General features: G+C 66.2%; 15 protein-coding genes and 1 pseudogene. 4 read left to right on the top strand and 12 right to left on the bottom strand.

Annotated features, from left to right (window positions below; all coding sequences use genetic code 11):
* The first annotated feature begins 69 nt into the window (after positions 1-69).
* Entirely contained in the window at positions 70-447 is a 378-nt protein-coding gene (locus ACWD10_RS17175; protein ID WP_451091634.1) for a hypothetical protein, read from the top strand.
* Positions 448-850: 403 nt separating this feature from the next.
* Here the strand turns inward: ACWD10_RS17175 and ACWD10_RS17170 are convergent, their stop codons facing one another.
* The 10 genes from ACWD10_RS17170 to eccD form a co-directional block, all read right to left on the bottom strand.
* The gene (locus tag ACWD10_RS17170) at positions 851-1,489 is read right to left on the bottom strand and encodes a hypothetical protein (protein WP_451091632.1); all 639 of its coding nucleotides are present in this window, start codon (positions 1,487-1,489) and stop codon (positions 851-853) included.
* Positions 1,482-3,632 carry a hypothetical protein gene (locus tag ACWD10_RS17165; RefSeq protein WP_451091630.1) on the bottom strand — a complete coding sequence of 717 codons (2,151 nt, stop codon included), beginning with the start codon at positions 3,630-3,632 and terminating at the stop codon, positions 1,482-1,484. Before ACWD10_RS17165 ends, ACWD10_RS17170 begins: the two co-directional genes overlap by 8 nt.
* Complete coding sequence (locus ACWD10_RS17160) at positions 3,632-4,072, bottom strand: hypothetical protein (RefSeq protein ID WP_451091628.1); 441 nt, start codon at positions 4,070-4,072, stop codon at positions 3,632-3,634. The genes ACWD10_RS17165 and ACWD10_RS17160 overlap by 1 nt, the downstream gene beginning before the upstream one ends.
* 173 nt (positions 4,073-4,245) lie before the next feature.
* Entirely contained in the window at positions 4,246-4,542 is a 297-nt protein-coding gene (locus ACWD10_RS17155) for a WXG100 family type VII secretion target (RefSeq protein ID WP_451091626.1), read from the bottom strand.
* Positions 4,543-4,604: 62 nt separating this feature from the next.
* Positions 4,605-4,961 (bottom strand): WXG100 family type VII secretion target, encoded by a 357-nt coding sequence (locus tag ACWD10_RS17150; protein WP_451091624.1) that lies wholly within the window; start codon positions 4,959-4,961, stop codon positions 4,605-4,607.
* A 77-nt stretch (positions 4,962-5,038) separates the two neighbouring features.
* On the bottom strand, positions 5,039-6,280 hold the full coding sequence (locus ACWD10_RS17145) for a S8 family serine peptidase (protein WP_451091622.1): 1,242 nt from the start codon (positions 6,278-6,280) through the stop codon (positions 5,039-5,041).
* A 1,839-nt stretch (positions 6,281-8,119) separates the two neighbouring features.
* Positions 8,120-8,575, bottom strand: a complete 456-nt coding sequence (locus tag ACWD10_RS17140; RefSeq protein WP_451091620.1) for a hypothetical protein — start codon at positions 8,573-8,575, stop codon at positions 8,120-8,122.
* Positions 8,576-8,851: 276 nt separating this feature from the next.
* On the bottom strand, positions 8,852-10,096 hold the full coding sequence (mycP, locus tag ACWD10_RS17135; protein ID WP_451091618.1) for a type VII secretion-associated serine protease mycosin: 1,245 nt from the start codon (positions 10,094-10,096) through the stop codon (positions 8,852-8,854).
* Positions 10,097-10,099: 3 nt separating this feature from the next.
* On the bottom strand, positions 10,100-11,644 hold the full coding sequence (gene eccB, locus ACWD10_RS17130; protein ID WP_451091616.1) for a type VII secretion protein EccB: 1,545 nt from the start codon (positions 11,642-11,644) through the stop codon (positions 10,100-10,102).
* 96 nt (positions 11,645-11,740) lie between these two features.
* Positions 11,741-13,216: a type VII secretion integral membrane protein EccD gene (gene eccD, locus ACWD10_RS17125; protein WP_451091762.1), complete on the bottom strand. Its 1,476-nt coding sequence runs from the start codon at positions 13,214-13,216 to the stop codon at positions 11,741-11,743.
* Positions 13,217-13,471: 255 nt separating this feature from the next.
* On the opposite strand from eccD, the gene eccCa reads away from it, so the two are divergent.
* Entirely contained in the window at positions 13,472-17,446 is a 3,975-nt protein-coding gene (gene eccCa / locus ACWD10_RS17120; protein ID WP_451091614.1) for a type VII secretion protein EccCa, read from the top strand.
* Positions 17,447-17,514: 68 nt separating this feature from the next.
* Here eccCa and ACWD10_RS17115 read toward each other — a convergent pair.
* A pseudogene (locus tag ACWD10_RS17115) lies at positions 17,515-17,979 on the bottom strand (flavin reductase family protein); the annotation flags it as partial.
* A 132-nt stretch (positions 17,980-18,111) separates the two neighbouring features.
* Between ACWD10_RS17115 and ACWD10_RS17110 the strand changes: the two are divergent.
* Complete coding sequence (locus ACWD10_RS17110; RefSeq protein ID WP_451091612.1) at positions 18,112-18,480, top strand: hypothetical protein; 369 nt, start codon at positions 18,112-18,114, stop codon at positions 18,478-18,480.
* 82 nt (positions 18,481-18,562) lie between these two features.
* On the opposite strand, the gene ACWD10_RS17105 is transcribed toward ACWD10_RS17110, so the two are convergent.
* On the bottom strand, positions 18,563-20,536 hold the full coding sequence (locus ACWD10_RS17105) for a protein kinase domain-containing protein (RefSeq protein ID WP_451091610.1): 1,974 nt from the start codon (positions 20,534-20,536) through the stop codon (positions 18,563-18,565).
* A gap of 299 nt (positions 20,537-20,835) precedes the next feature.
* Here ACWD10_RS17105 and ACWD10_RS17100 point away from each other — a divergent pair, with 299 nt between their 5' ends.
* On the top strand, positions 20,836-21,339 hold the full coding sequence (locus tag ACWD10_RS17100; protein ID WP_451091608.1) for a VOC family protein: 504 nt from the start codon (positions 20,836-20,838) through the stop codon (positions 21,337-21,339).
* The last annotated feature ends 14 nt before the right edge of the window (positions 21,340-21,353 follow it).

Below are 21,353 nucleotides of genomic sequence, written 5' to 3'. Positions count from 1 at the left end.
TAGTAACCCCGGGCTGCCTGAGTACATACACGCATGCGCCCTAGCGCGAGCCGAGCTTGACTGATCTCCATGCAGGAGAACACGAGCGAGAGCACCAGCACCGCCACTGCACAACCTCGCGCCTCGAAGTCATGGGTGGCCCCACTGCTCTCCACCCTGGTCACCCTGCCGCTGACCTTCTTCGCGTTCCTCTACGTCGGACTCTCCCCGATGGCCTGCGACCCCTGCAACGGCGAGATGGCCGACCGCTTCGACGCCAGCTGGACGCCTGCCTTCAACGTCTTCCGCTTCGGCCTCCTGCTGACCCTGGCCCTCTTGGTGGGCAGCTGGGCAAGCCAGTCCGAGAGGCACACGGGCCGCCGCGTACTCTTCGCGCTCCTGGCTCCGCTTTCCGTTCTGGTGCTGTGCTTGGCCTTCGCGGGGATGGTGGACTGGCCGGACTTCTGAAGAGGCCCCTGACCGATTTCATAACGTACGCCACATGTCACTCACCGCCGGTACCGTATGGGTACGCACGTTCCTGTACCTGAGGTCACCGTGAGCGCCCAGCCAGACGGCCCGTACGGACCGCTGATCCCCATGCCCGAACTGACTCCGGACGCACTCAGGGCCGCGGTGGCACGCATCTCGCCGAGCCGGATTCCGGCGCTTACACAGCACCTCTTCCAGGGAATCACTTTCACGAAGACGCCGTATCGGGTAAGGTCTTCGTACTCTCGATACGCCTGAAATAGCGGCACTTCTGAATTTACCGGCGTAATGACGGCCTTTGGTAGATCGCGCAGATTTCTGATCAGGCTATTATCAAAATCTCTTGATTTCCCACACGAGTTGCCGCATAGGGTGCGCGTCATTGCAAGGCAGGCGGATTCTTGGGGAACTTAATGTGCTCTTGGCACTCAGCCAGCCGGAAGGAGTGCTCTGCCGCTTGAAATGCGAAATCGGTTAGCGCTTGACGGAGGGCCTTTCCGTGGATCTTACTCTCGCCTACAATCTTTGACTCGACGGCGAGTGAGTAAGCTTCAACGGCATCCTCTGGGTCCATGTCGGGTGGTGTGCACTTCAGGTAGACCACTGTTTGCCGGGACCATGAGCGGGCCTCGATATTGCCTGGCACCGAGACAGGCTTTCCTTGGTTTCGGATATTCTGGCTGTAGAACTTCCAAGCGGTTTCTGCTGAGCTGTCGTAGGAACTCACCCAGGCGGAAAGTATGGAATCGTCACTTGTGGTCAGTGCACAGTTGAACGTGAACCTTCTTCCCGGCGCTGTGCTTCGTGAACTCTCGGAGACATCACGTGCTGTAGGCAGGATTTCGACTGCAGTGGTCTTCATTACCGCGCCGTCGCAGGGTTGTTCTGGGAGGTTGTCTATGCCACTTCTGAAAATCTTGTGGTAGCCAAACGGCAGCGCTACACCAAGAACAGCAAGCAGTAGCACGCCAATGAGAACTCTTCTGGTTCGCTTCGATTTCGCAGCAATCTTATTCACTGGGGCGCTTCTTCACATCTTCTAGGCGACTGTCACTCTCTACCCAGCCAGCATGCACGGCCTTCCGGATTGTATTGGACAAGGTGTCCTCGCTCATACCTGTGTAATCGTGCTCTTTGCGAGCCTCGAGGCCTGCATCAATGACTGTCAAAGTAGTTGCGTCCTCGGTCATATTGAGCTCGCGGCCGTTGTGGTAGAGAACTTTGTCCATGTTGTCCACCTGTCGGCCGTCATAGAGGTTGTCGATAGCGATGCCAGCCACTCCGGAAAAGTAGGCCCCTCCGGCGCCGACGGCAAGCTGGGCGCCAGCTGCCTGCGGGGCTAGGGCTACGGCACCTGCAGCCATGCCCGTAGCCAACATTGTCTTGAAGAAGTCCCCCTGCCTCTTCATGGCGTCATTCGTAGACTTATCTGCGTCCACTTGTTCCTGAATCGACACATCGGCGTCAGACCGGTGCAAAATTCCCTCGATAATGCCTGAGTTGTGCGCGATGGCTTCGACTGCGTCTTTGGTGGAGCCGCCGAAAGTATCAGGGTTGGCTATGTGGGACTCAATCGCGCTACTGGAGTAGATATTGCGCCCGTAGATGACTGATGCTCGGGCATCGTCATCTCGACCCAAGGCATCCAGGAATCGGTATGTGTCCGTCCTGTCAAGTCCATTCGGTAGTTGGCTGTTGGTTGTAAATATATTCTCGGCGCCGTGGCCAGCAACTGTCCGGTTGATTTCCGGCATGTAGGCTGCTGCAATGTGGCCGAAGCTCTCTCCGGTTTTCTTGTTTACCAATTCAGCGCCACCATCTGGCTGTGCAATAGAGTGCATCAGATTATTGACGATGTCGACCTGCGTCTTGCTGTGCGGAACGGGGTTGGCTGGCGGCTCTCCTCCGTGGGGGACGTTCGTGACAGCTGCCTCAAGTGCCCGACTTACGGATTGCCCGCGATCTGTATTCTTGGTGCTGTCCAGTAGGTGATTCAGGTCCGACTTACTGTCGAAAACACCTTCGGATGCATCGGGGTTATGTGACAGGGCCTCCATGAATCCAATAATGGGGTCGCTGCCATTACTCTTCCCGGCGTTGAGGTCAATGGCGGGACTGTCTCCCCAGATCTCCCTGGTCCCGCTAGCTCCTGAGGTGTGGCTCTTGTCTCGCTTCAGGAGCTCGTCGCCGTAGGTGGAAAGGAAGGCGGTGTCGTACTTTCCTTTGCTCATCAGGCTGCTCATGACCTGGAACCCATAGACGCCAGTAGGGTTTCTAACCGGATCTTGCCGAAATGCAGTGTTCCCCTCTCGAACGATCTCGCGCTCCCATTTCTGCATGGCGCTTGAGTCGGACTGAGTCGCCGTGGCCAGGGTCATGCTTAGATTCTTTTGCAGGTCTGCGACTTCGTCCATCTTTCCCTGGTGGGCACCGGCGATCTCTGTCCAGAATTCAAGAGTTTCTTTAGCGCCTAGCTTGGTGGCGAAACGGTCGGCGAACAGTTCATCGTCTCGGTACTTTTCCAGGGTTCGATTAAAGTCCGCAAGTTCCTTGGGGGACAAGTTCTCTGGGTTCTTGGCCTTTTTAGCCAACTGTTCCGCCCTCTTGAGGGCTTCCGCAGCTGTGTCTCGATCTTTGTATGAAGCAGCAGAGAACCCTAGCTTCGCTTGGTCGGATATGGCTCGCAGAACTTCTGCTGCTGTGCTGTCACTCTCGGTGGCCTTGTTGAGGATGCGCTGTATGTTGTCTCGAACCGAATTGACAGCTTCCTTGCTTCCCGAGGGCTCAGGGTGGACACTGACAAATACTTTGAAGCCGCCACCCTGGATGCCAAGAACAGTTATCTTCTTATCCCAGGCGCTGTCGATCTCTCGTTTGAGTTGCGTCTGATACTCTACGAGTTCATCGCGCGTATCGCGTAGCACGTTTCGGATTGATGTTGCTTGTGCGATGGCATCGTGGAACTCGCCAGCCGTCTTCGATATGAATTCCCGGGAGACGCTGGCGTTGACGCCGGACCAGTCGGCTCTATCGGCCTTTGCTTTCAGGTCATCGCGAGCGGTCTTCTCCATTTCTTTCAGTTTCTTTACGACTGATGACCAGTCTTTGATGACTTCGCCGAGTGACGAAAAATTTCCATGTCGGAGCTCTTCGAGGTTCATCAGCCTTTGTTCCTCTCGTCGAAGCTCCTGTCAAGTTTGGAGATGCTGCTTAGTGTGTCCGAAACGTATTCTTCTGTGCCTCTGTGTGCCTTCTTTGTGAAGTCCATATGGTTGGAGATATGTGCGCATGCGTCGAGCAGTGACTGCAGTTGCTTCTCCCATCGCGCCTGCACGTGACGAATGGCACCACCTAGTGCAAAGCCCTGCGACGTAAGGTCTTTTGCCGCTGTTTGGCTACTCGACCAAGCATCACGTCCGTATCGGCCCAAGGTATCGAAGAGCTTGTAAGCGCTGTCGCCGACGGCGGCCAGTTCCTTCTGGTTTGCTTTGAGGTCCCCGCCTTTGTTCCCCGTGCTGGGGTGACCGCCATTGATCTGCATATGCGCAGACTGATTTCTCGATGCCTCGGCCTTCAGTTGTTCCCATTCATCCCAGGCCATGTCTTGGCTCCTTCCCCCGTATACGCATTGACCGGACAGGCACGGCGAACTCGTCCCCGTGTCCACCGTTTGCCTGGTGTTCCTAGGCAAGGTCCGGCATGGGCCTAATGTGCAGGTGGGGTGGGCACCTCCCGTGCGTGCCCACCCCGTCAGCTTGATATGCGCCGTTGCCGTCAGTAGTTGGCGGCGGCCTTCTTGTCGGCGGAGCTGTAGGCGGCGCTCGCCTCGCGGATGGCGTTGGCGATGGCGTTCAGGGACGTGTGGATCTCCCTGGACTTCATGTCCCACTCGCGGTGCAGGCCGTCCGCGGCCGTCTTGGCCTCACCTTCGAAGAAGGCGGAGATGTCCTTCATGCGGGTCTGGAGGGCGTCCAGGTCGCCGTCGAGCTTCTTGGCCTGGCTGGTGATCTGCTGGGCGGCGCGCTCGAGTTCCGCGTAAGTGACGAGCATCGTGCCGTCGTCTACGGCCATGGTTCCTCCCGTTTGTTCTTAAGTCTGTGTGCTGGTGGCGGGGCTGGCGGTCGTGCGGGTCACTACATGTTGTTGAAGCTCGAGGAGCCGCCAGCGCTGGCTCCGGCGCCCGAACCCGAGCCGGTGTCGATGCCCTTGAGGGCCTGGAAGACCTCCTGCTCGGTGCTGCCGACGATGCGGCGGTTGTCGTCCACTGCCTGCTGGAAGCGGACCAGGAGGTTGCCGATGTGGGCCATGCGCTCGTTGATCTCCCGCTGCTTGCGGTCGAAGGACACGGCGCCCATGCCCTTCCACTTGCCCTCGACACCGTCGATCACAGCCTGCAGCTGCTGCAGCTGCTGCTTGACGGAGCCGAAGCGGTCGTTGAGTTCCTGCTCAAATCCCCGCAGGACCTCATCATTGACCTTCTGGACTGCCATGAAGGGGCTTCCTTTCTCGGTGTGGTTGTTGGGGCCGGCGTGCGTGGTTCGCCGGGTATGGGGTCGCTCGCCTGTCCTTAGGCGTTGCGGCGCTTGCGGGCAAGGGCGAAGGCACCGGCTGCCAGGGCAGCTACAGCTGCGGCGATGCCGAGGATTAGGCCAAGTTGGCTGTTGCCGTCGGCCTTATCGCTGGCTTCTGTTGTTGCAGCGTCATCCTTCGCCTTGCCCTTCGGCTGTTGCGGCGAGGCCGAGTTGGTGGGCGAGGGGCTCTTCGATTCCGCAGGGTCTTTGTCGGTCAGCGGGTTGATATCAGCCGTGCCCGGGTTTCCCTTGCCGTGGACGATGTTGACTACTGGACGGACGACTCCATGACCGAGGTAGCTGCTTCGGGTCCCGTCTTTCCAAGTACGACCGGCTGTTTGGAAGAGGACGCGGAGGACCTGGTTGGCCGACCAGTCGGGGTGGGCTGACCAGACCAGAGCAGCTGATGCTGAGGCGATTGCTGTAGCTGCGCTGGCTCCGCCACCGTTGCAGTAGCGCTTGAAGGTGGCGTCGCACCAGCGTGGGATGTCAACTCCCGGGGCAGCGAGATCTACGTAGTCGCCGTGCTGGGAAGTCTGGCCTACGTTGCCCTTTCGGTCGACCGAGGCAACACCGGCAACGAGCCGCTGCGAAGCGGGAAATTGGCGCTTGTTGCCTTCCTTGGCGTTGTCGCCGGTTCCAGCGATCACTAGCTTTCCCTTGCTGGAGGCGTAGTCCACGGCGGCGTCTTGGTAGCGATTGACCCCGATGGCGTGTTCGTTCCTGATGTTGATGGCGATGATGTTTGCATCGCTGTCAGCTGCGGTGCGGATGGCGTGGTACAGGGGGTCGCGTTCAATCCAAGTCCCGGGCGGGAGCTGGTCGTGCTTCAGCAGGGGGACCCGAATTGGGATGATCTTGGCTCCCGGGGCGAGCCCCTTGAGACCGCCGCCCTTACCGGTCCCAGCGATCAGTTCGGCCGTGGTGGTGCCCTGCCCGTTGGTGTCGTTGGTATTTCCACCCTTTTCGACGGTGGCGTCGACGCCTTTGAGTACCTGGCCCTTGAGCGAGGGGGTGTTGGGGTTCACGCCGGAGTCGATGACGGCGACCTTGATGCCCTCACCGGTGCTCTTCTTCCAGACCTTCTTTGCGTAGAGGAGGTCCAGGTACCACTGCTTCGACTGCACGTTTTCGGCCGCGGTCGCCGGCGCCGCGCCCGACAGGGTGAGGGCCCATGCCCCGAGTGCGGCGCCTACGGTGACCAGACCCCGGCGGGCGTGGCTGATTCTTGCGGTCATGCTGACTTCCGGACCTTCCCTGTACCTAGTCGATCACCGGTGGCGCGGTGTTCCTCCGCCGGGACTCCCACGTTTCCTCGTCCTCTGTCAGGTAGTCCGGACGTTCTCCGCCACGGTCCTGCTCCGGTTCACCGGGCCGCTGCTGCCTCGCGCGTCCACCTGTCAGGCCGGAACCACCAGAGGTGAAGCCGCCGGAGCCTGGTCGGCTACCTGGAGCGGCGGTACGGGGCGTACCCACGACACCGTTGGCGGCAGATGTGCCACGGCCAGTAGGGCGCGAATTGCCCGCCGTCGGCTGAGATCCGACCACTCCTGCCTGGCCCGGTCGACCTGTGGGACCGCGGCTTGGCGCAGTGGGTTCTGAACCGATCACGCTCCCACGCGGTGCGCGCGCCGAACCACTGGTCGGCCCCGTTCCCGGACGCTGCGGAGTACCGCCCACGATCCCGTCCGTACGGCCAGAACGCGGTCCCGTGGGAGTGCCGGTGCCCGTGCGCCCCGTGACGGGCTGCGTAGCGCTGGGGCGACCCGTGATGGGGGTTTGATTGGTTGAGCCCGTGCTCAGCCGTCCCGTTGCCGCAGGCCCGCGGCCAGTTACGCCGGGTCGGCTGACGGTGGTCGGACGGCCCGTGACCGGGGGATTGTTTCCTTGAGCGCTGGGGCGCCCGACAGGCCCGGGACGTCCAGTGGCTGTTGGAGAGTTGCGGCTCGTGCCAGTGCGCCCAGTTGGTGTGGAGGTGGTGCTGGGCTGGCCAGGTCGTCCTACAGCCCGACTGTTAGGCGAATTGGTCTTCGTCGTGCCGTTCCCTGTCCCCGTCGGGCGCTGTGTGGCGTTGGGCAAGGGAGTGCCGAGGCTTGTCGGCGGAAGCAGCGGTCCGTTGGAGGGGCCGGTCGGACCTGGTGCCGTGGGAGCCGGAGCAGGGGTGGGGCTGGGACTAGGGGTTGGCGGTGCTTTCACACTGTCGATCTCGACCGACGTACCAGGGGCCAACCCGGACGGAGGAGTACCGACAGTCACCACGTGCGACGGGCCTCCAGCAGCCTCACGGGAGCCTCCATCGCCCGGGGCGATCTCTGCCGTTGAACCAGCTGCCGCCGCTCCGGCCGACCCCGAAGTCCCTGGAGACGCTCCGGCGGAGCCGGAGGGCTTGGGCACTGCGGCGTTCACCGGCTTGGGTGGCACGGGCGGCTTCTGGGACGCCAGGTTCTGCTCGGAGACCGCGTAGAACGAGGCCAACCGGTTCATCTGGTTGATGGCCTCTTGGCGGTGCCTCTCCACTTCAACGGCCTGCTTGTAGGCTTCGTTGTTCTCTGTCTTCTCTACAGATGTGAAGTCCTCTGGGCGCTTGCGGATGAACCGTCCGTCGCGCGGTGGCTTCGACTTTTGCACGGATGCCAGGCCGCCGCTGGCTACCGTCATCTGGGTGGACGCGATGTTCGCGTAGGAAGCAACCTCCCAGGCGTGCTTGGTGAGTTCGCTACCGTAACGGCGGAACTCCCGGCCGGACTCGCCCTCCCAATCGGTCTTCTTGAGGTAGTCGTCCAGCTCCCTGGCGGCGTCGTTGAGCGAGTCCCTTGCCTTGCCCAGGGCGTTGCCGACCTGTTCGAGGTCTTCCGGCTTGGCTGTGTCGAGCAGGTCGAGCATGGAGTTGAGCTCGCGGCCCTCGAAGTTTGTCTTGCCGAAGAAGCCACCGGAGCCGCTGGAGCGGAACGGCAACGGCATGGAGGCGACCGTCTCCATGGCGTTGACCGCGCCGTATTGCGCTCGGAGGGCATCTGAGGTGGTCTCCTGCTGCTGCTCAGGCGTCGGCTCCGGCTGCGGGTTCCCATCCTGTCTCATCAGTTCTCTCCGAACACGGTCTTGGAGTTGGAGCTGGAGCTCTCAGCGGAGTCTGTGCCGGTGTCACGCTGAGACTGCGCCTCTTCCCGCTCCTTCAAGAGGCGGTCGTTGATCGCATGAAACCGAGCCCGATGCTCCTCCTCAAGGTTCTCGAACCCGATCTCCGTCCCCCGCACCGCGATCCGCAGCATCGTGATCTGTTCGCCAAGAGACTTGGACAGGGACATGAGCTGTTCATGCACCCGGCTGTACTGCGAGTAGAGCCCGTCCGCTTCCGCGAACGGGGCGTTGCCGCCGCTGAGGGAGCTGCGGGCGATGCGCTGGGCGGCCATCTTCGTGCTGCCGGCCTCGCCGCCCTCGAGCTCCGACAGGAGTGCGTCCACGCGCTTCTGGAACCTCTCCAGTGCGCCGACTCCGAGCCTGAGGTCGCCGCCTCCGCCGCTTGCGTCAGCCACGATGCTTGTCCCTCCCCGTTTCCCCGTTAGCCTCGCTGGCAGGTTTTTCCGCCAGGCGAAACTGCTGTACCAGCGCGAACATCGCTGTTCGCATCCATACCACCCTAGTCAAGGGCACTGACAGTCCCTACCGGTTTCTCGGCCAACTCGCCTCACTGAACACATGGTTCACGGATGTTCTTTGATTCCAGATCCGACGAGTTACGTCGAACGTGCCCAGTTTGTCGGTGAATTGACGTCCGGGCTGCCGTTGATGGCCGTCGTCTCGCGAGCCGATCACGTACTCGCCTTGCCTTTCGCCCGCCGCCGTGCATCCCGCAATGCCACCGCACCCCCCGCAATAACCGCCACCAAAACGGAACTGCCGACCACCACATATGTGCCAAGGCGTGATGCCCGCTCCTGGGCTGTTTCTCCAAGAGGCAGTGGAATTGCAGAAGGTGGCTTCGCCTTCTCCGCGTTGTCGTTGCCCGGCACCGGCCGCTCGATGCGCTTGTCAGCCTCCGTCAGTGCCCGTACCGGGTCGACGACGCCCCAGCCCACGAGGCGGTCGTGGCCGGGGATGGCGCGCTCCGCTGTCTGCATGATCTGGGCGTTGATCTGTTGCGGGGTCCACGTGGGTCGCTTCTCCTTGAGCAAGGCGACCACCCCGGTGACGTAAGGGGCCGAGAAGCTCGTGCCGTTGTCGGAGCAGTGGCCGCCGCCGGGCACCGTCGAGATCATGTCGACGCCCGGGGCCGCCACGTCGACGAACTCGCCCGACTGCGAAAAGGCAGCGCGTTCGTTGTTACGGTCCGACGAGGCGACGGCCAGGACGCCCTCGTACGAAGCCGGATAGGTCTCTTTGACGTTTCCTCCGAGGCCGTCATTGCCAGCCGAAGCCACGACGACGACCTTCTTCGCGAGAGCCTCGTTCACGGCCTGCTTAAGCTCAGGTGTGGGCTCTACGGCGTTCGCCGTGTCCTGGGAGATATTGATCACGTCGGCCTTCGCCGGGCCCGCCGCGTAGCGGATTGCCGATGCCAAGGTTTCTGCTGTTCCGTGGCCTTCGGCGTCGTTCTGTTGGATCGGAATGATCGTTGCCCCGGGGGCAAGGCCGACGAAACCCGTGCCCTTCATCGGGCGGGCTGCGATGATTCCCGCGACCTTGGTGCCGTGGCCCACCGAATCCGTAGTTCCGTTCTCTTTTCCGCGCTCGATCTTGTTGCCGTTCTCGTCCTTGAGGTTCTTCGGCAGGAGATTGCGGCCGCTCTTTGTGTCCACGGCCCTCGTCAGCTGGCGGTTCTTGACGTCCACCCCCGTGTCGATGACCGCTACCCGTACGCCCTTGCCCGTCGACTGTTTCCACAACTCGTTGAGCAGGACGCGCTGCAGCGACCAGGGGCGCCCCTCATAGGGCTTGTCCGGGTACGTGCACTGGTCGGGGGCCTCGTCCGCGGCGGCGGGCGTGGTGGTGGCCGGTGCCGAGAGTGCGACCAGTGCGGCTGTCCCCGCGGCCAGGGTCCGGCGCTTTTTTCGCATCGCTCACGCCCCCTGTGGCTGCAGTGCCGCCCCGGTCGACAGGCGCGGCCCTGTAGGTAGGAAGGCCGACCAGGCGGCGGGGATCGGGGCCGGGGTCACGTTCTCGTAGCCGAGCCGGTTCTGGGCCTGTTGGGCCTCCGCCAGGCGTGCCTCGCGCTGCTCCTTGCGCTCCTTCGCCGAGCCCGAGGAGCCGACGCCCGCGTCGTCCGTCGCGCTGTCGCCGTTGGACTGCATCGCGTAGCGCAGGCCGGTGTCCGTGACCAGGAAGGCAAAGCCCGACTTGGTGTTCGAGCCCTTGAACTGGCGGAAGAGCTGGCCCGAGCCGGGCGTCACGTACGCGCTGCTTGCCCCGGTGGGCAGAGGCGCCGGGAAGTCGGTGCCTGCCCAAGTGCTCAGGGTCGTAGCGCCCTTGTTGCCCTCATCGACGTCGCGCAGGACATTGCACACGGTGCTCCGGTTGCCGTCCTCGGTGCCGGGAGAGTTGACCGGCGTTGGTTCCTGATCCGGCCAGTTCTTGTCGTCGCCGAAGGGCGTGCCGGGCGTGAAGGCGGCCGGGCTGACCGGCTTCGCCCGTCCCGCTTGGCCGAGCTCGACCAGATCGGCGCTGCTGAGCAGGAGCTTCGCGGTGAAGTCCGAGACGGGAGCGACCCTGCCGGGCAACACGACGTACTTCTGTCGCTTCGTCCCGGAAGTGGCTTCCAGAACCATGCCCACCTTGTTCGTGTCCTGGTCGAGTCGGCTGCCCGGGACCTTCGCGTCCGCTCCTGGGGTGCCCGTGATTCTGGGGAAGGTGATGGCGTCGCCCCTGTGCAGGGTGTCCAGCCAGCCCGTCGACACCCGCTGCGGCGTGCGGTCCGAGCCGACGACCTGGCGCAGCAGCCCTTCGTTGTTCTGCATGGGGTACGCCGTCCCCTTGGCGTCGACCACATAGCGGGTGCGGTCCGGCCCCTGCACGTACAACAGCTCGCCCCCGGTGAGGCGTTCGGAGCCCTCGGTCCGCTTCATGTCGCGCTGGGCGAGGATGAACGCCGCCTTCTGGATCGCGCGGCCGCCCTCGCCGGGCTGTTCGCAGACCGCCCAGCGCTTCTTCGCCCCGGCTTCCTTGGCCTCGGGCAGCCGGTCGGGAGCGTACGGGATGCCGAGGGTCGGGCCGTGCGGGACCTTGCCGCTGTCGAGCACCGATTCGTCGACGTTGATGATCTTGCCCTTGTCCGGCGTGAGCAGCAGTTTCGCGGAGGACATGTTGAGGACCGGGTGCAGCTGGACCTTGCCGTCGGTCTCCAGGACCACGTACCGGGTGGTCGACTTGCTGGAGATGATGACGTGCTCGCCCTTCTTGTCCCAGCCCTCCGGCGCCGCGGGCTTGAACATTCCCCAGGCCCCGAACGCGGCCAGGACGACGACCGCCACGATCGCCCCCGGCAGCACCGCGCGCAGCGGGCGCGGCCAGGCTTCCTCCGTGCCGCTCGCGCTCGGCTGCAGGAACTGCGCGATCAGCCGCCGTCGCGCGAAGGTGTACGCGTTGAGCTCATCCCGCCGTGATGCCATTGGTTCCGATGCCTCTTTCCCCCACCGGGCTGTCGGGTTCCCCGGGGTGCCGGGGGCCTGTCGCCGTATTCATTGCTTACGTCGCCGTACCGCACCTCATGACGAGAGCGACCGCATCCGGTGATAGGCGTCGAACACCGCGAGGCACAGCGGCAGCAGCGTCAGGAGGACGAAGCTCTCCGCGATCTCCAGGAAGCGGCCCCAGAACGGGGTGACCCCCTTCCGCGGCACGATCAGCGAGATCGCCGCGATCACCGTGGCCACGACGGCGACCGCCACCGACAGCCAGACCAGGCGGATGTCGAGCGCCGTGCTGTCGCCCCGCAGCGCCTTGATGACCATGTCCACGGGCGGGTTGAGGCTCAGGCCGAGACCGAGCAGCACGAGGGAGGCCAGGCCCGCTGCGAGCGCACAGCCGACCTGTGCCGTGTGCCGGAAGAGGTGGGCCCTGGTCAGCATGGCCAAACCGGTGGCGAATGCGAGGAGTTGGGCCCACAGGTCGTCCGAGAAGCCGAGCACCGCGGCCGCTCCCACCGCGACCAGGGCGCAGCCGCCCACCAGGCCGACGAGGAGCTCGTGCCCGCGCCGTGCCTGGGTGGCGATGCGCTCCGCGTCGATGTCGGTCGGCTGCTCGGTCTCGTCCTCGAAGTCGAGGGTGGCGGAGGAGCGCGGCGGGGCGAAGCCGATGGGCAGGCGGGCGAAGCGGGTGGAGAGGCCGGGCAGGAACGCGAGCGTGCCCACGGCGAGCGGGGAGCAGATCGAGGCGGTCTCGATCGGCTCCAGGTCGGCGAGGATCGCCACGAACGTCATCACCAGGCCGATGGCGGAGGCGAAGACAAAGGCCACGAACGGGCCGTCGCCGCTCGGCGTGACGATCACCAGCACTACCGAGGCCACCAGGACGGCCGCGCAGGCGAGCAGGAACTGCAGCCTGCCGACGCCCTGTCCGGCCGCCAGCGGCAGCAGCCCCGTACCGGCCACGCCCAGGTTCGCCAGGGCGCCGATGCCCAGCGCGAGTGCGGCCCCGCGGTCCCCGTACACCCGGGCGCGTGCGACCGCGAGCGCGAGCAGCACCAGGCCGGAGACCGCGGTGAGGATGCCCGGCAGGCCGTGCATGTCGTGCCTCAGGTCCGAGGTCCACGCCACGAAGGCGAGCAGGCAGAGCAGCACCGAGGCGCCGAAGAGGCCAGCGCCGCGCATCAAGGCGTCGTTCCACAGGGTGCGGTCGCGGGTGACCGCGCTCGCGGTGGCGTGCGAGACATCGTCGAAGACCGCGGGCGGCAGCGAATCGGAGAACGGCCGCAGCGAGAGGAGCTCTCCGTCGACGATGCGCTGGGCCGCCAGCGAACGGGCCTCGTCAAGCACGGTGCCGTCCCGGTGCACCAGGTGATAGCCGACCGGCGCACCCGGTGCCGGACTCTGCCCGGAAAGACGGAGGATTTCCGGATAGAGATACGCCAGTGGAACGTCGTCGGGCAGGGCCACATCGATACGGCTGTCCGGCGCCGCCACGATGATGCGGCGGAAACCCGCGCCTCGGCCGACGGGCCCCCAGGAGCCGGAGCCGGGCATTCCACCGCCCGCCGCTCGAACCGTCGAACTCACCTGCTGTTCCCCCTCCACGCCGTTCTCCGGGGTACGGTCCCACCCTTGTCCCCATTGACCGCGAATGGTCCTGAAATTTCTGGGTCGTTCGCGGGTGCGTATGCGCGTGCGTCACCCTATCGCCCGCGGTGTCGGTGTCCGCCAGTAGGATCCCCAGCGGTTGGAGCCGGTGCCACGGGGGTGCGAGGGGCTAATTCCAGCCAACGAGGGGATGGGTGAGCTTTGAGCCAGATCGTCGTCAAGCGGCCGCCGCGCGCCCTGCCGCCCGAAGTGCCTGCAGAGCCAGTGCAGTTGCAACCACCGCCCGAACTGCCACGAGGTCAGCAGGAGGGGGCGCTCATGCAACTGCTCCCGATGCTCGGCATGGGCGGCTCCGTCGTCTTCTTCTTCATGACGCCGAACCCGATCATGCGGATCATGGGCATGGTCATGATTGCGTCAACGGTCGGCATGGGCATCGCGATGCTCGTCCGCTATCGCCGGGGCACTCAGGGCCAGTTGGCCGACATGCGACGGGACTACTTGAAGTACCTCGCAAGAACGAGGCGTTCGGTCGCGAAGACAGCGCGTCTGCAGCGCGACGCCCAGTTCTACCTCCACCCCGCCCCCGAGCAGCTGTGGGCCCTTGTCGCCGAAGGCAGCCGCACCTGGGAGCGCCGCATCAGCGACGACGACTTCGGCCAGGTGCGGATCGGTCTGGGCAGTCAGCAGCTGGCCACTCCGCTGGTGCCGCCCGAGACCGCGCCCGTCGACGAACTCGAACCCCTCACCGCCGGTGCCATGCGGCAGTTCATCGCCGCGCACAGCACCATGGACGGCCTGCCCCTGGCGGTCTCGCTGCGGGCCTTCTACCACGTGACCGTGAGCGGTGACGAGGCATCCGTCCAGGCCTCGGCCCGTGCCCTCGTCGCCTCTCTCGTCTCCCTGCACTCACCCGACGACCTGGTCCTGGGCATCGCCGCCGCGCACGACACCGTCCCGTACTGGGAGTGGGCCAAGTGGCTGCCCCACGTCCAGGGCGAAGGCACCGATGGGGCAGGCCGGAGCAGGCTCATCACCTCCAGCGCCGCCGAGCTCGAGAACCTCCTCGCCGACCGACTCGAGGGGCGGCCCCGCTTCCAGGGGGGCGGCCAACCCCTCCTGGAGCAACCGCACATCGTTGTCGTACTCGACGGCGAGAGCCTGTCCCCGATGTCCCCCCTCGCCTCGGCCGAGGGACTGCAGGGCGTCACCGTCGTCGAGCTCGTGCCGGGCCGCAACACCGGCGCGCGCGGCGGCCTCTCCGTGGACGTACATCCCGGAGTGCTGCGCCTGGAGTCCGGGAACGGCCTGGTGTACGAGGGCACACCGGACCATCTCAGCCACGAGGCCGCCGAGGCCCTGGCCCTCCAACTCGCCCCGCTCTACGTGGCATCGGGCGGCGACTCGGACGAACCGCTGCTCGCCAACCTGGAGTTCACCGACCTGCTCAACCTGGGTGACGCCGCATCCGTCGACGTCGGCCACACCTGGCGGCCCCGCTCCCGCGCCGACCGCCTGCGTGTCCCCATCGGCGTCGGCGAGGACGGCACCCCGGTGCTGCTCGACCTCAAGGAGGCCGCCCAGGAAGGTATGGGGCCGCACGGCCTGTGCGTCGGCGCCACCGGCTCCGGCAAGTCCGAGCTCCTTCGCACCCTCGTGCTCGGCCTTGCCGTCACACACTCCTCGGAGACTCTCAACTTCGTCCTCGCGGACTTCAAGGGCGGAGCCACCTTCGCGGGCATGGCGGACATGCCGCACGTCGCCGCGGTGATCACCAACCTCGCCGACGACCTCACGCTCGTGGACCGCATGGGTGACTCCATCCGCGGCGAGCTCAACCGGCGCCAGGAACTGCTCCGTCAAGCGGGCAACTTCGCGAATATCCACGACTACGAGAAGGCCCGCTCCGTCGGCGCCCCGCTCGACCCCATCCCGTCCCTCGTCCTGGTCATCGACGAGTTCAGCGAACTCCTCACCGCCAAGCCGGACTTCATCGAAATGTTCGTGCAGATCGGCCGCATCGGCCGCTCGCTCGGCGTCCATCTCCTCCTCGCCTCGCAGCGCCTGGAGGAGGGCAGGCTGCGCGGCCTGGAGACCTATCTCTCGTACCGCATCGGCCTGCGCACCTTCTCCGAGGCCGAGTCGCGCGCCGCGCTCGGTGTCCCCGACGCCTACCACCTGCCGAATGTGCCGGGCTCGGGCTATCTCAAGTTCGGCACCGACGAGATGGACCGCTTCAAGGCCGCCTACGTCTCCGGACCGCACCGCCCGAGCGACGACCGCCCCGTGGCGGCCGACGGGCAACTGCCGGTGGACCGCCGCCCCGTGCCGTTCACCGCGTCCCCCGTCCCGGTGCACTACGTACAGCCCGACCCGCGGACCCTCGTACCGGACCCGCCCGCCAGTGGGCAGGACGACGCCCTTGCCGACACGGTCCTCGACGTCGTCGTGCGCCAACTGGAGGGACAGGGCCCGGCCGCACACCAGGTGTGGCTGCCGCCGCTCGACAACCCACCGCCGCTCGACTTCCTGCTCCCGGGCCTCGCACCGGTCCAGAACCGTGGCCTGACCCCGCCCGAATACGAGGGCGCGGGCCGCCTCGTTGTCCCCCTAGGTGTGGTCGACAAGCCCTTCGAGCAGCGCCGCGACACCCTCTACCGGGACTTCTCCGGCGCCGCGGGCCATATGCAGATCATCGGCGGCCCGCAGTCCGGCAAGTCCACACTGCTGCGCACGCTCGCCGCTGCATTCGCGCTCACACACACTCCGCAGGAAGTGCAGTTCTACGGCCTGGACTTCGGCGGTGGCGGAATGGCCGCCATATCCGGCCTGCCGCACGTCGGCGGGGTCGCCTCACGCCTCGACCCCGAGCGGGTGCGGCGCACCGTCGCCGAGGTGTACGGCGTCCTCACCCGCCGCGAGGAGTACTTCCGCAGCGCCGGCATCGACTCCATCGCGACCTTCCGCCGCATGCGATCCCGCGGCGAGATCTCGGTGACGGATCAGCCGTGGGGCGACGTCTTCCTGGTGATCGACGGCTGGGGCAACTTCCGTACGGAGTACGAGAACCTGGAGTCCACCGTCCTCGACATCGCGGCACGCGGTCTCGGCTACGGCATCCACCTGATCCTCACCGCATCGCGCGCCATGGAGGTCCGCGCCAACCTCAAGGACCTCCTCATGAACCGCCTGGAGCTGCGACTCGGCGACACCATGGACTCCGAGCTCGACCGCAAGGCCGCCGCCAACGTCCCGACGGGAGTCCCGGGCCGCGGCATCACCCCGGAGGGGCTGCACTTCATGGGTGCGGTCCCGCGCATCGACGGCCTCCATTCCGACGCCGAGCTCTCCGAGGCAACCGCCGCCATGGGCAAGGAAGCCGCCCGGCACTGGCCCGCTCCCGGAGCCCCCGCCGTCCGCCTGCTGCCCCGTGAACTCCCGCTCGCCCAGCTGCCGATGGGCCGCGCCGAGCCGGAGCGTGGCATCGCCTTCGCCCTCGACGAGAACAACCTGGAACCGGTCTTCCTCAACCTCGAACAGGACCCGTTCTTCCTGGTCTTCGGCGAGAGCGAGTCCGGCAAGTCCAACCTGCTGCGCCTGCTCATCAAGCAGCTGACCGACCGCTACAGCGGCGACAGCTGCAAGATGTTCGTGATCGACAACCGCCGGTCCCTGCTCGACGCGGCCCCGCCGTCCCACTTGGCGGAATACGTGCCCATGTCCAACGCAATGGACCACCACGTGGACGCGCTCGCGGGCCTGATGAAGCGACGCACACCGTCCCCGGACATCACCGCGCAGGAGCTGCGGGACCGCAGCTGGTGGCAGGGCCCGACGGTGTACGTGATCGTCGACGACTACGACCTCGTCTCGACGTCCGCAGGCAACCCCCTCGCGCCCCTCACCGAGTACCTGCCCTTCGCGCGCGACGTGGGCGTCCGCTTCATCGTCGCCCGCAACACGGCGGGCGCGGGCCGGTCCTCGTACGAACCCTTCATGCAGCGCATCAAGGAGCTGGGCGCTCAGGGCGTGGTGCTCGCCGGGGACCCGGCAGAGGGCGACATCCTCGGCAACGTACGACCGCGGCCGATGCCGCAGGGCCGGGGCATCTTCGTCTCGCGCCGACGCGGGAATCCACTGGTGCAGACGGGGCTGGTGGAGAGGGAGCGCGCGTGAGTGCCCCCAGCGCCTGCCCAGACGTGCCTCGCGTGCGCGGCGCAAACTGTAGCGACGACAGAGGTCTCTCAGGCCACCGCCTCGCCCGCCCCCGCCCGGTCACGGCGAGGCGTCTCCGAGCGGAAGCCGTGGCCGAGTTCGGGGGAAAGGCCGTGATAGTGGCGGAAGTTCTAGATGAGCGGGCTCCATAGTGCCGGGTCGATGTGGTGCGTACCCGGCACGACGATGCGTTCGTCGGCGTGCACGCGCCGCACCGCGCACTCGACGCTGAAGAACAACCCGTCCCCGCCCGGGGTCATGGCGACGGTCCGCGCTTCGAGCTGAAGGCCGCACTCGGCGACGCGCGGAGGCCGAACGACCTCGGAGTCCACAGCGGTGAATCCACCGGCGGCGAACTTGTCCCGCTCATACCGATACAGGGCCGCCCGCTTGCTCTCCGGTACGGGATGCGTCCCGGTGAGCGGGGCGAGCCGCTCGACGTTCGCCCAGAGTTCCGGGGAGGCGACGTTGATGGTCAAGTCCGAACGCTGGGCCGGATAGCGCGGTGCGCGACGTGAGTGTCGGGAGTTGTCGTTGCCATGCGAAGAACGCTAGGTACGGAACCCTTCGACGCCCGTCGAAACGCCGGCCTCCCAACGCCCGCTTTGCGGGCCTGGAGCTGCGGAGTGACCCTGGAAGTAGTGATGGGGTCGCCGCTCGGCGCCCGCGCCCGTTCGCCATTGGAGGGTGGTCTCATGGCTGTGCTTATGGAGATCGAATTCCCAGGAGTGACAACGCAGGAGTACGACGCCGTGGACAGGCGCGTGGGCGCGCGCTCGGGCCAGCCTCCTGAGGGGCTGCTGTTCCACACCGCGATCGTTACGGAGACGGGTTTGCGCGTGATCGACCTCTGGGAGTCGACCGACGCGTTCCGGGACTTCTTCACGCGGCTTCAGCCGGTGGTGAAGGAAGAGGGCTATCCCGAGCCGTCCGCGCCGCCGAAGATTACGGACGTCCATTACCACTTCGAACGGCCGCAGCCGGTCAGCAGCTGAGTCCGTGCGGCGGCCACGATCCCCGGCCCCGGCCCCGGGCCGGTGAGGGGGCTGCGCCCCGCCCCGTCACGCCGTCACGCCGTCACCCTGTGACCGTGAACGACGCCAGCGCCGTGTCGAAGTACCGCTTGGCCTCCGCCTGCTTGCCCGACGGGCCCGAGATCCACAGGTCGTACATCTTCCCGCCCTCGTCCCAGCTGATGTCGTACGTGCGGCGTGGGCCGCCGTCCGAGGCCGTGCCGTCCCAGGTGAACTGCCAGAGACCGGCGGCGTGTCCGTTGTGCGTGGTTTCCGTGACCGAGCCGTCGCGGTAGCCGGGGTAGTCGTTCGGGCCGTCCTTGTGGGCCTGGCGCATGACCGCCACCGGGCCGTCGGCGTCCTGCGGCTGCGGGTGGATGCCGATCCGGAACTCCTTGCCGGGGGAGTAGTAGTAGACCCGCGGGGATTCGTACGAGCGCGTGAAGCCGTTCGGGATGGTGATTTTGAAGCCTGCCGGGTCTGTGACCGTGCGGTAGCCGGAGGGGGCGCCGTCGCCACTGCCGTCGCCCGAACCGTCTTCCGGGGGCGTCGAGTTGGACGGGTTCGGCGACGGGGATCCCGCGTCGTCGTCCCGGTCGTCGTCCGAACCGCCGTTGCCGTCCGGCGACTTGGCCGGGTTCGGCGACTTGCTCGGCTCCGTCGACGGGGCCGGGAGGCGGTTGCCCTCCGGGCCCTTCGGGGTGTCCGGGTCCGTCTCCTGCTTGTCCTTGTCGGAACCGGCCGGTCCGGCCTCGTCCCCGGCGCTTTTCGCGTCGTTCTTCGTCAGGAGCCATACGCCGGTGCCCGCACCGCCCGCTGCCAGTACGGCCACCAGGACCCCGGCCAGGAGGGCCACCCGGGTGCGGGGACCCCGCGAGGCACCGGGGGCGCGGCGGGTGCGGGAGGCGGTATGGGGGCCGTTGGGGGTGGGTGGTGCGGAGGCGGGCGTGTTCGTGCCCCTCGCGTCGCCCGTGCCCCTCGGGTCGCCCGTGTTCCTCGGGTCGCCCGTGTTCCTCGCGTCGACCGTGTTCCTCGGGTCGCTCGCACCGCTCCCGCTGTTTGTGGCGTTCGCTGCGTTCGCTGCGTTTGCCAGGGAGGCTCGGGGGTCGGTGGGGGCGGCGGCCCCGGCGGCGACCGACGCGGCCCCGGCCGCCGCACCGGTCCCGACCGCACCGGCCCCGGCAGCCGTCCCGGATGCCCCGGACGCCCCGAACTGGGCCTCCTCCACGACCACCCGCAGCAGCTTCTCCGCCTCGTCCAGGTCGAGGCGGGCCTGCACGTCGCGGTCGAGCAGGCCCCGTACCACCGGAAGCAGCCCGCCGAGCGACTCCGGGAGGCGGATCTCGTCCATCACCACGGCGTGCAGGACACCGGCCACCGAGTCGCGGTGGAACGGGGACCCGCCGTCCACCACCGCGCACAGCAGCACCCCGAGCGACCACAGGTCCGACTCCGGGCCGGTGCGCGCCCCCGACATCCGCTCCGGCGCGGTGTACTCGGGCGAGCCGACGAACGAACCCGTCTCCGTCAGCGTCGTCTGCCCGGCGACCTGCGCGATGCCGAAGTCCGACAGGACCACGCGGCCGGTGGCGGACTCGAGGAGTACGTTGGCGGGCTTCAGGTCGCGGTGCTGTACCCCGGCGGCGTGGGCGGCGCGGAGCGCGGCGAGCAGGTCGAGACCGATGCGGGCGGCTTCGACGGGGGAGAGGAGGCCCTCCTGGGCGACGCGGTCGGCGAGCGAGCGGCCGTCGATCAGCTCCATGACGATCCACGGCCGGTTGTCGTGGGCCACGATGTCGTGCAGGACCATGATGTTCGGATGCCGGACCTGGGCGACCGTGCGCGCCTCGCGCAGCGTGCGCTCGCGCTGCATCTCCGCGTCCATGTGCGGGAGTTCGGGGTCGACGTGCAGTTCCTTGACCGCGACGGCGCGACCGAGCAGCTCGTCCCGCGCACGCCAGACCGTGCCCATGCCGCCGCGCCCGAGCCATGTGGCGATGCGGTAGCGACCCGCGATCAGATCCCCCGTGCTAGCCATGCCCACATCATGCCGTACCAGTGGTACGGGGATATGGCTCTGTTGCGCCTGATGCGTGCGGTGCGGCACGTGGCGGTAAGCGAGGAAGCGCAGGCCGGAAGGGGTGCCAGCTGGCTATGCACCGCAAAGGTGGAGATGCTGTGGAAGATGGGTCGGCCTCGCGACCACCCGGTATCCACCCGGTACGCATCCGGCGCGAAGGTGCGACGAGCTCCGATGAGTCCCGATGAGTTTCCGGCCCCGGGGCGGTCTACCTCGTACGGGCGCCACACCGCGTACACATGAGAGGAGCCCAAGCCATGAGCACCCAGGAGAGCAAGAGCAGCACTCAGAAGATCCGGACCTGCCTCTGGTTCGACGGCCAGTCCGAGGAGGCCGCCGCCTTCTACACCTCCCTCTTCGACGACTCCCGCATCACGGACGTGCAGCGGTACGAGAACGCGGGGCCCGACGGGACCAGCACCGTGACGGTCGTCGACTTCGAGCTCGCCGGGCGGCAGTTCATCGCGTTGGACGGCGGCCCGGAGTTCAAGTTCAACGAGGCGCACTCGATGTACGTCGACTGCGCCGACCAGGCCGAGGTCGACGAGCTGTGGGCCAAGCTCACCGCGGACGGCGGCCAGGAGGTGCAGTGCGGCTGGCTCAGGGACAAGTACGGGCTGTCCTGGCAGATCGTCCCCAAGCAGCTCAACGAACTGCTCGCCGACCCGGACAAGGAGAAGTCGCGCCGCGTCATGAAGGCGATGCTGGACATGGTCAAGCTCGACGTACAGGGGCTGCGCGACGCCTACGACGGCAAGTAATACCCTGCTGAGCT

Source organism: Streptomyces sp. NPDC002851 (assembly GCF_053591935.1).
This window is presented reverse-complemented; position numbering and strand designations above follow the sequence as displayed.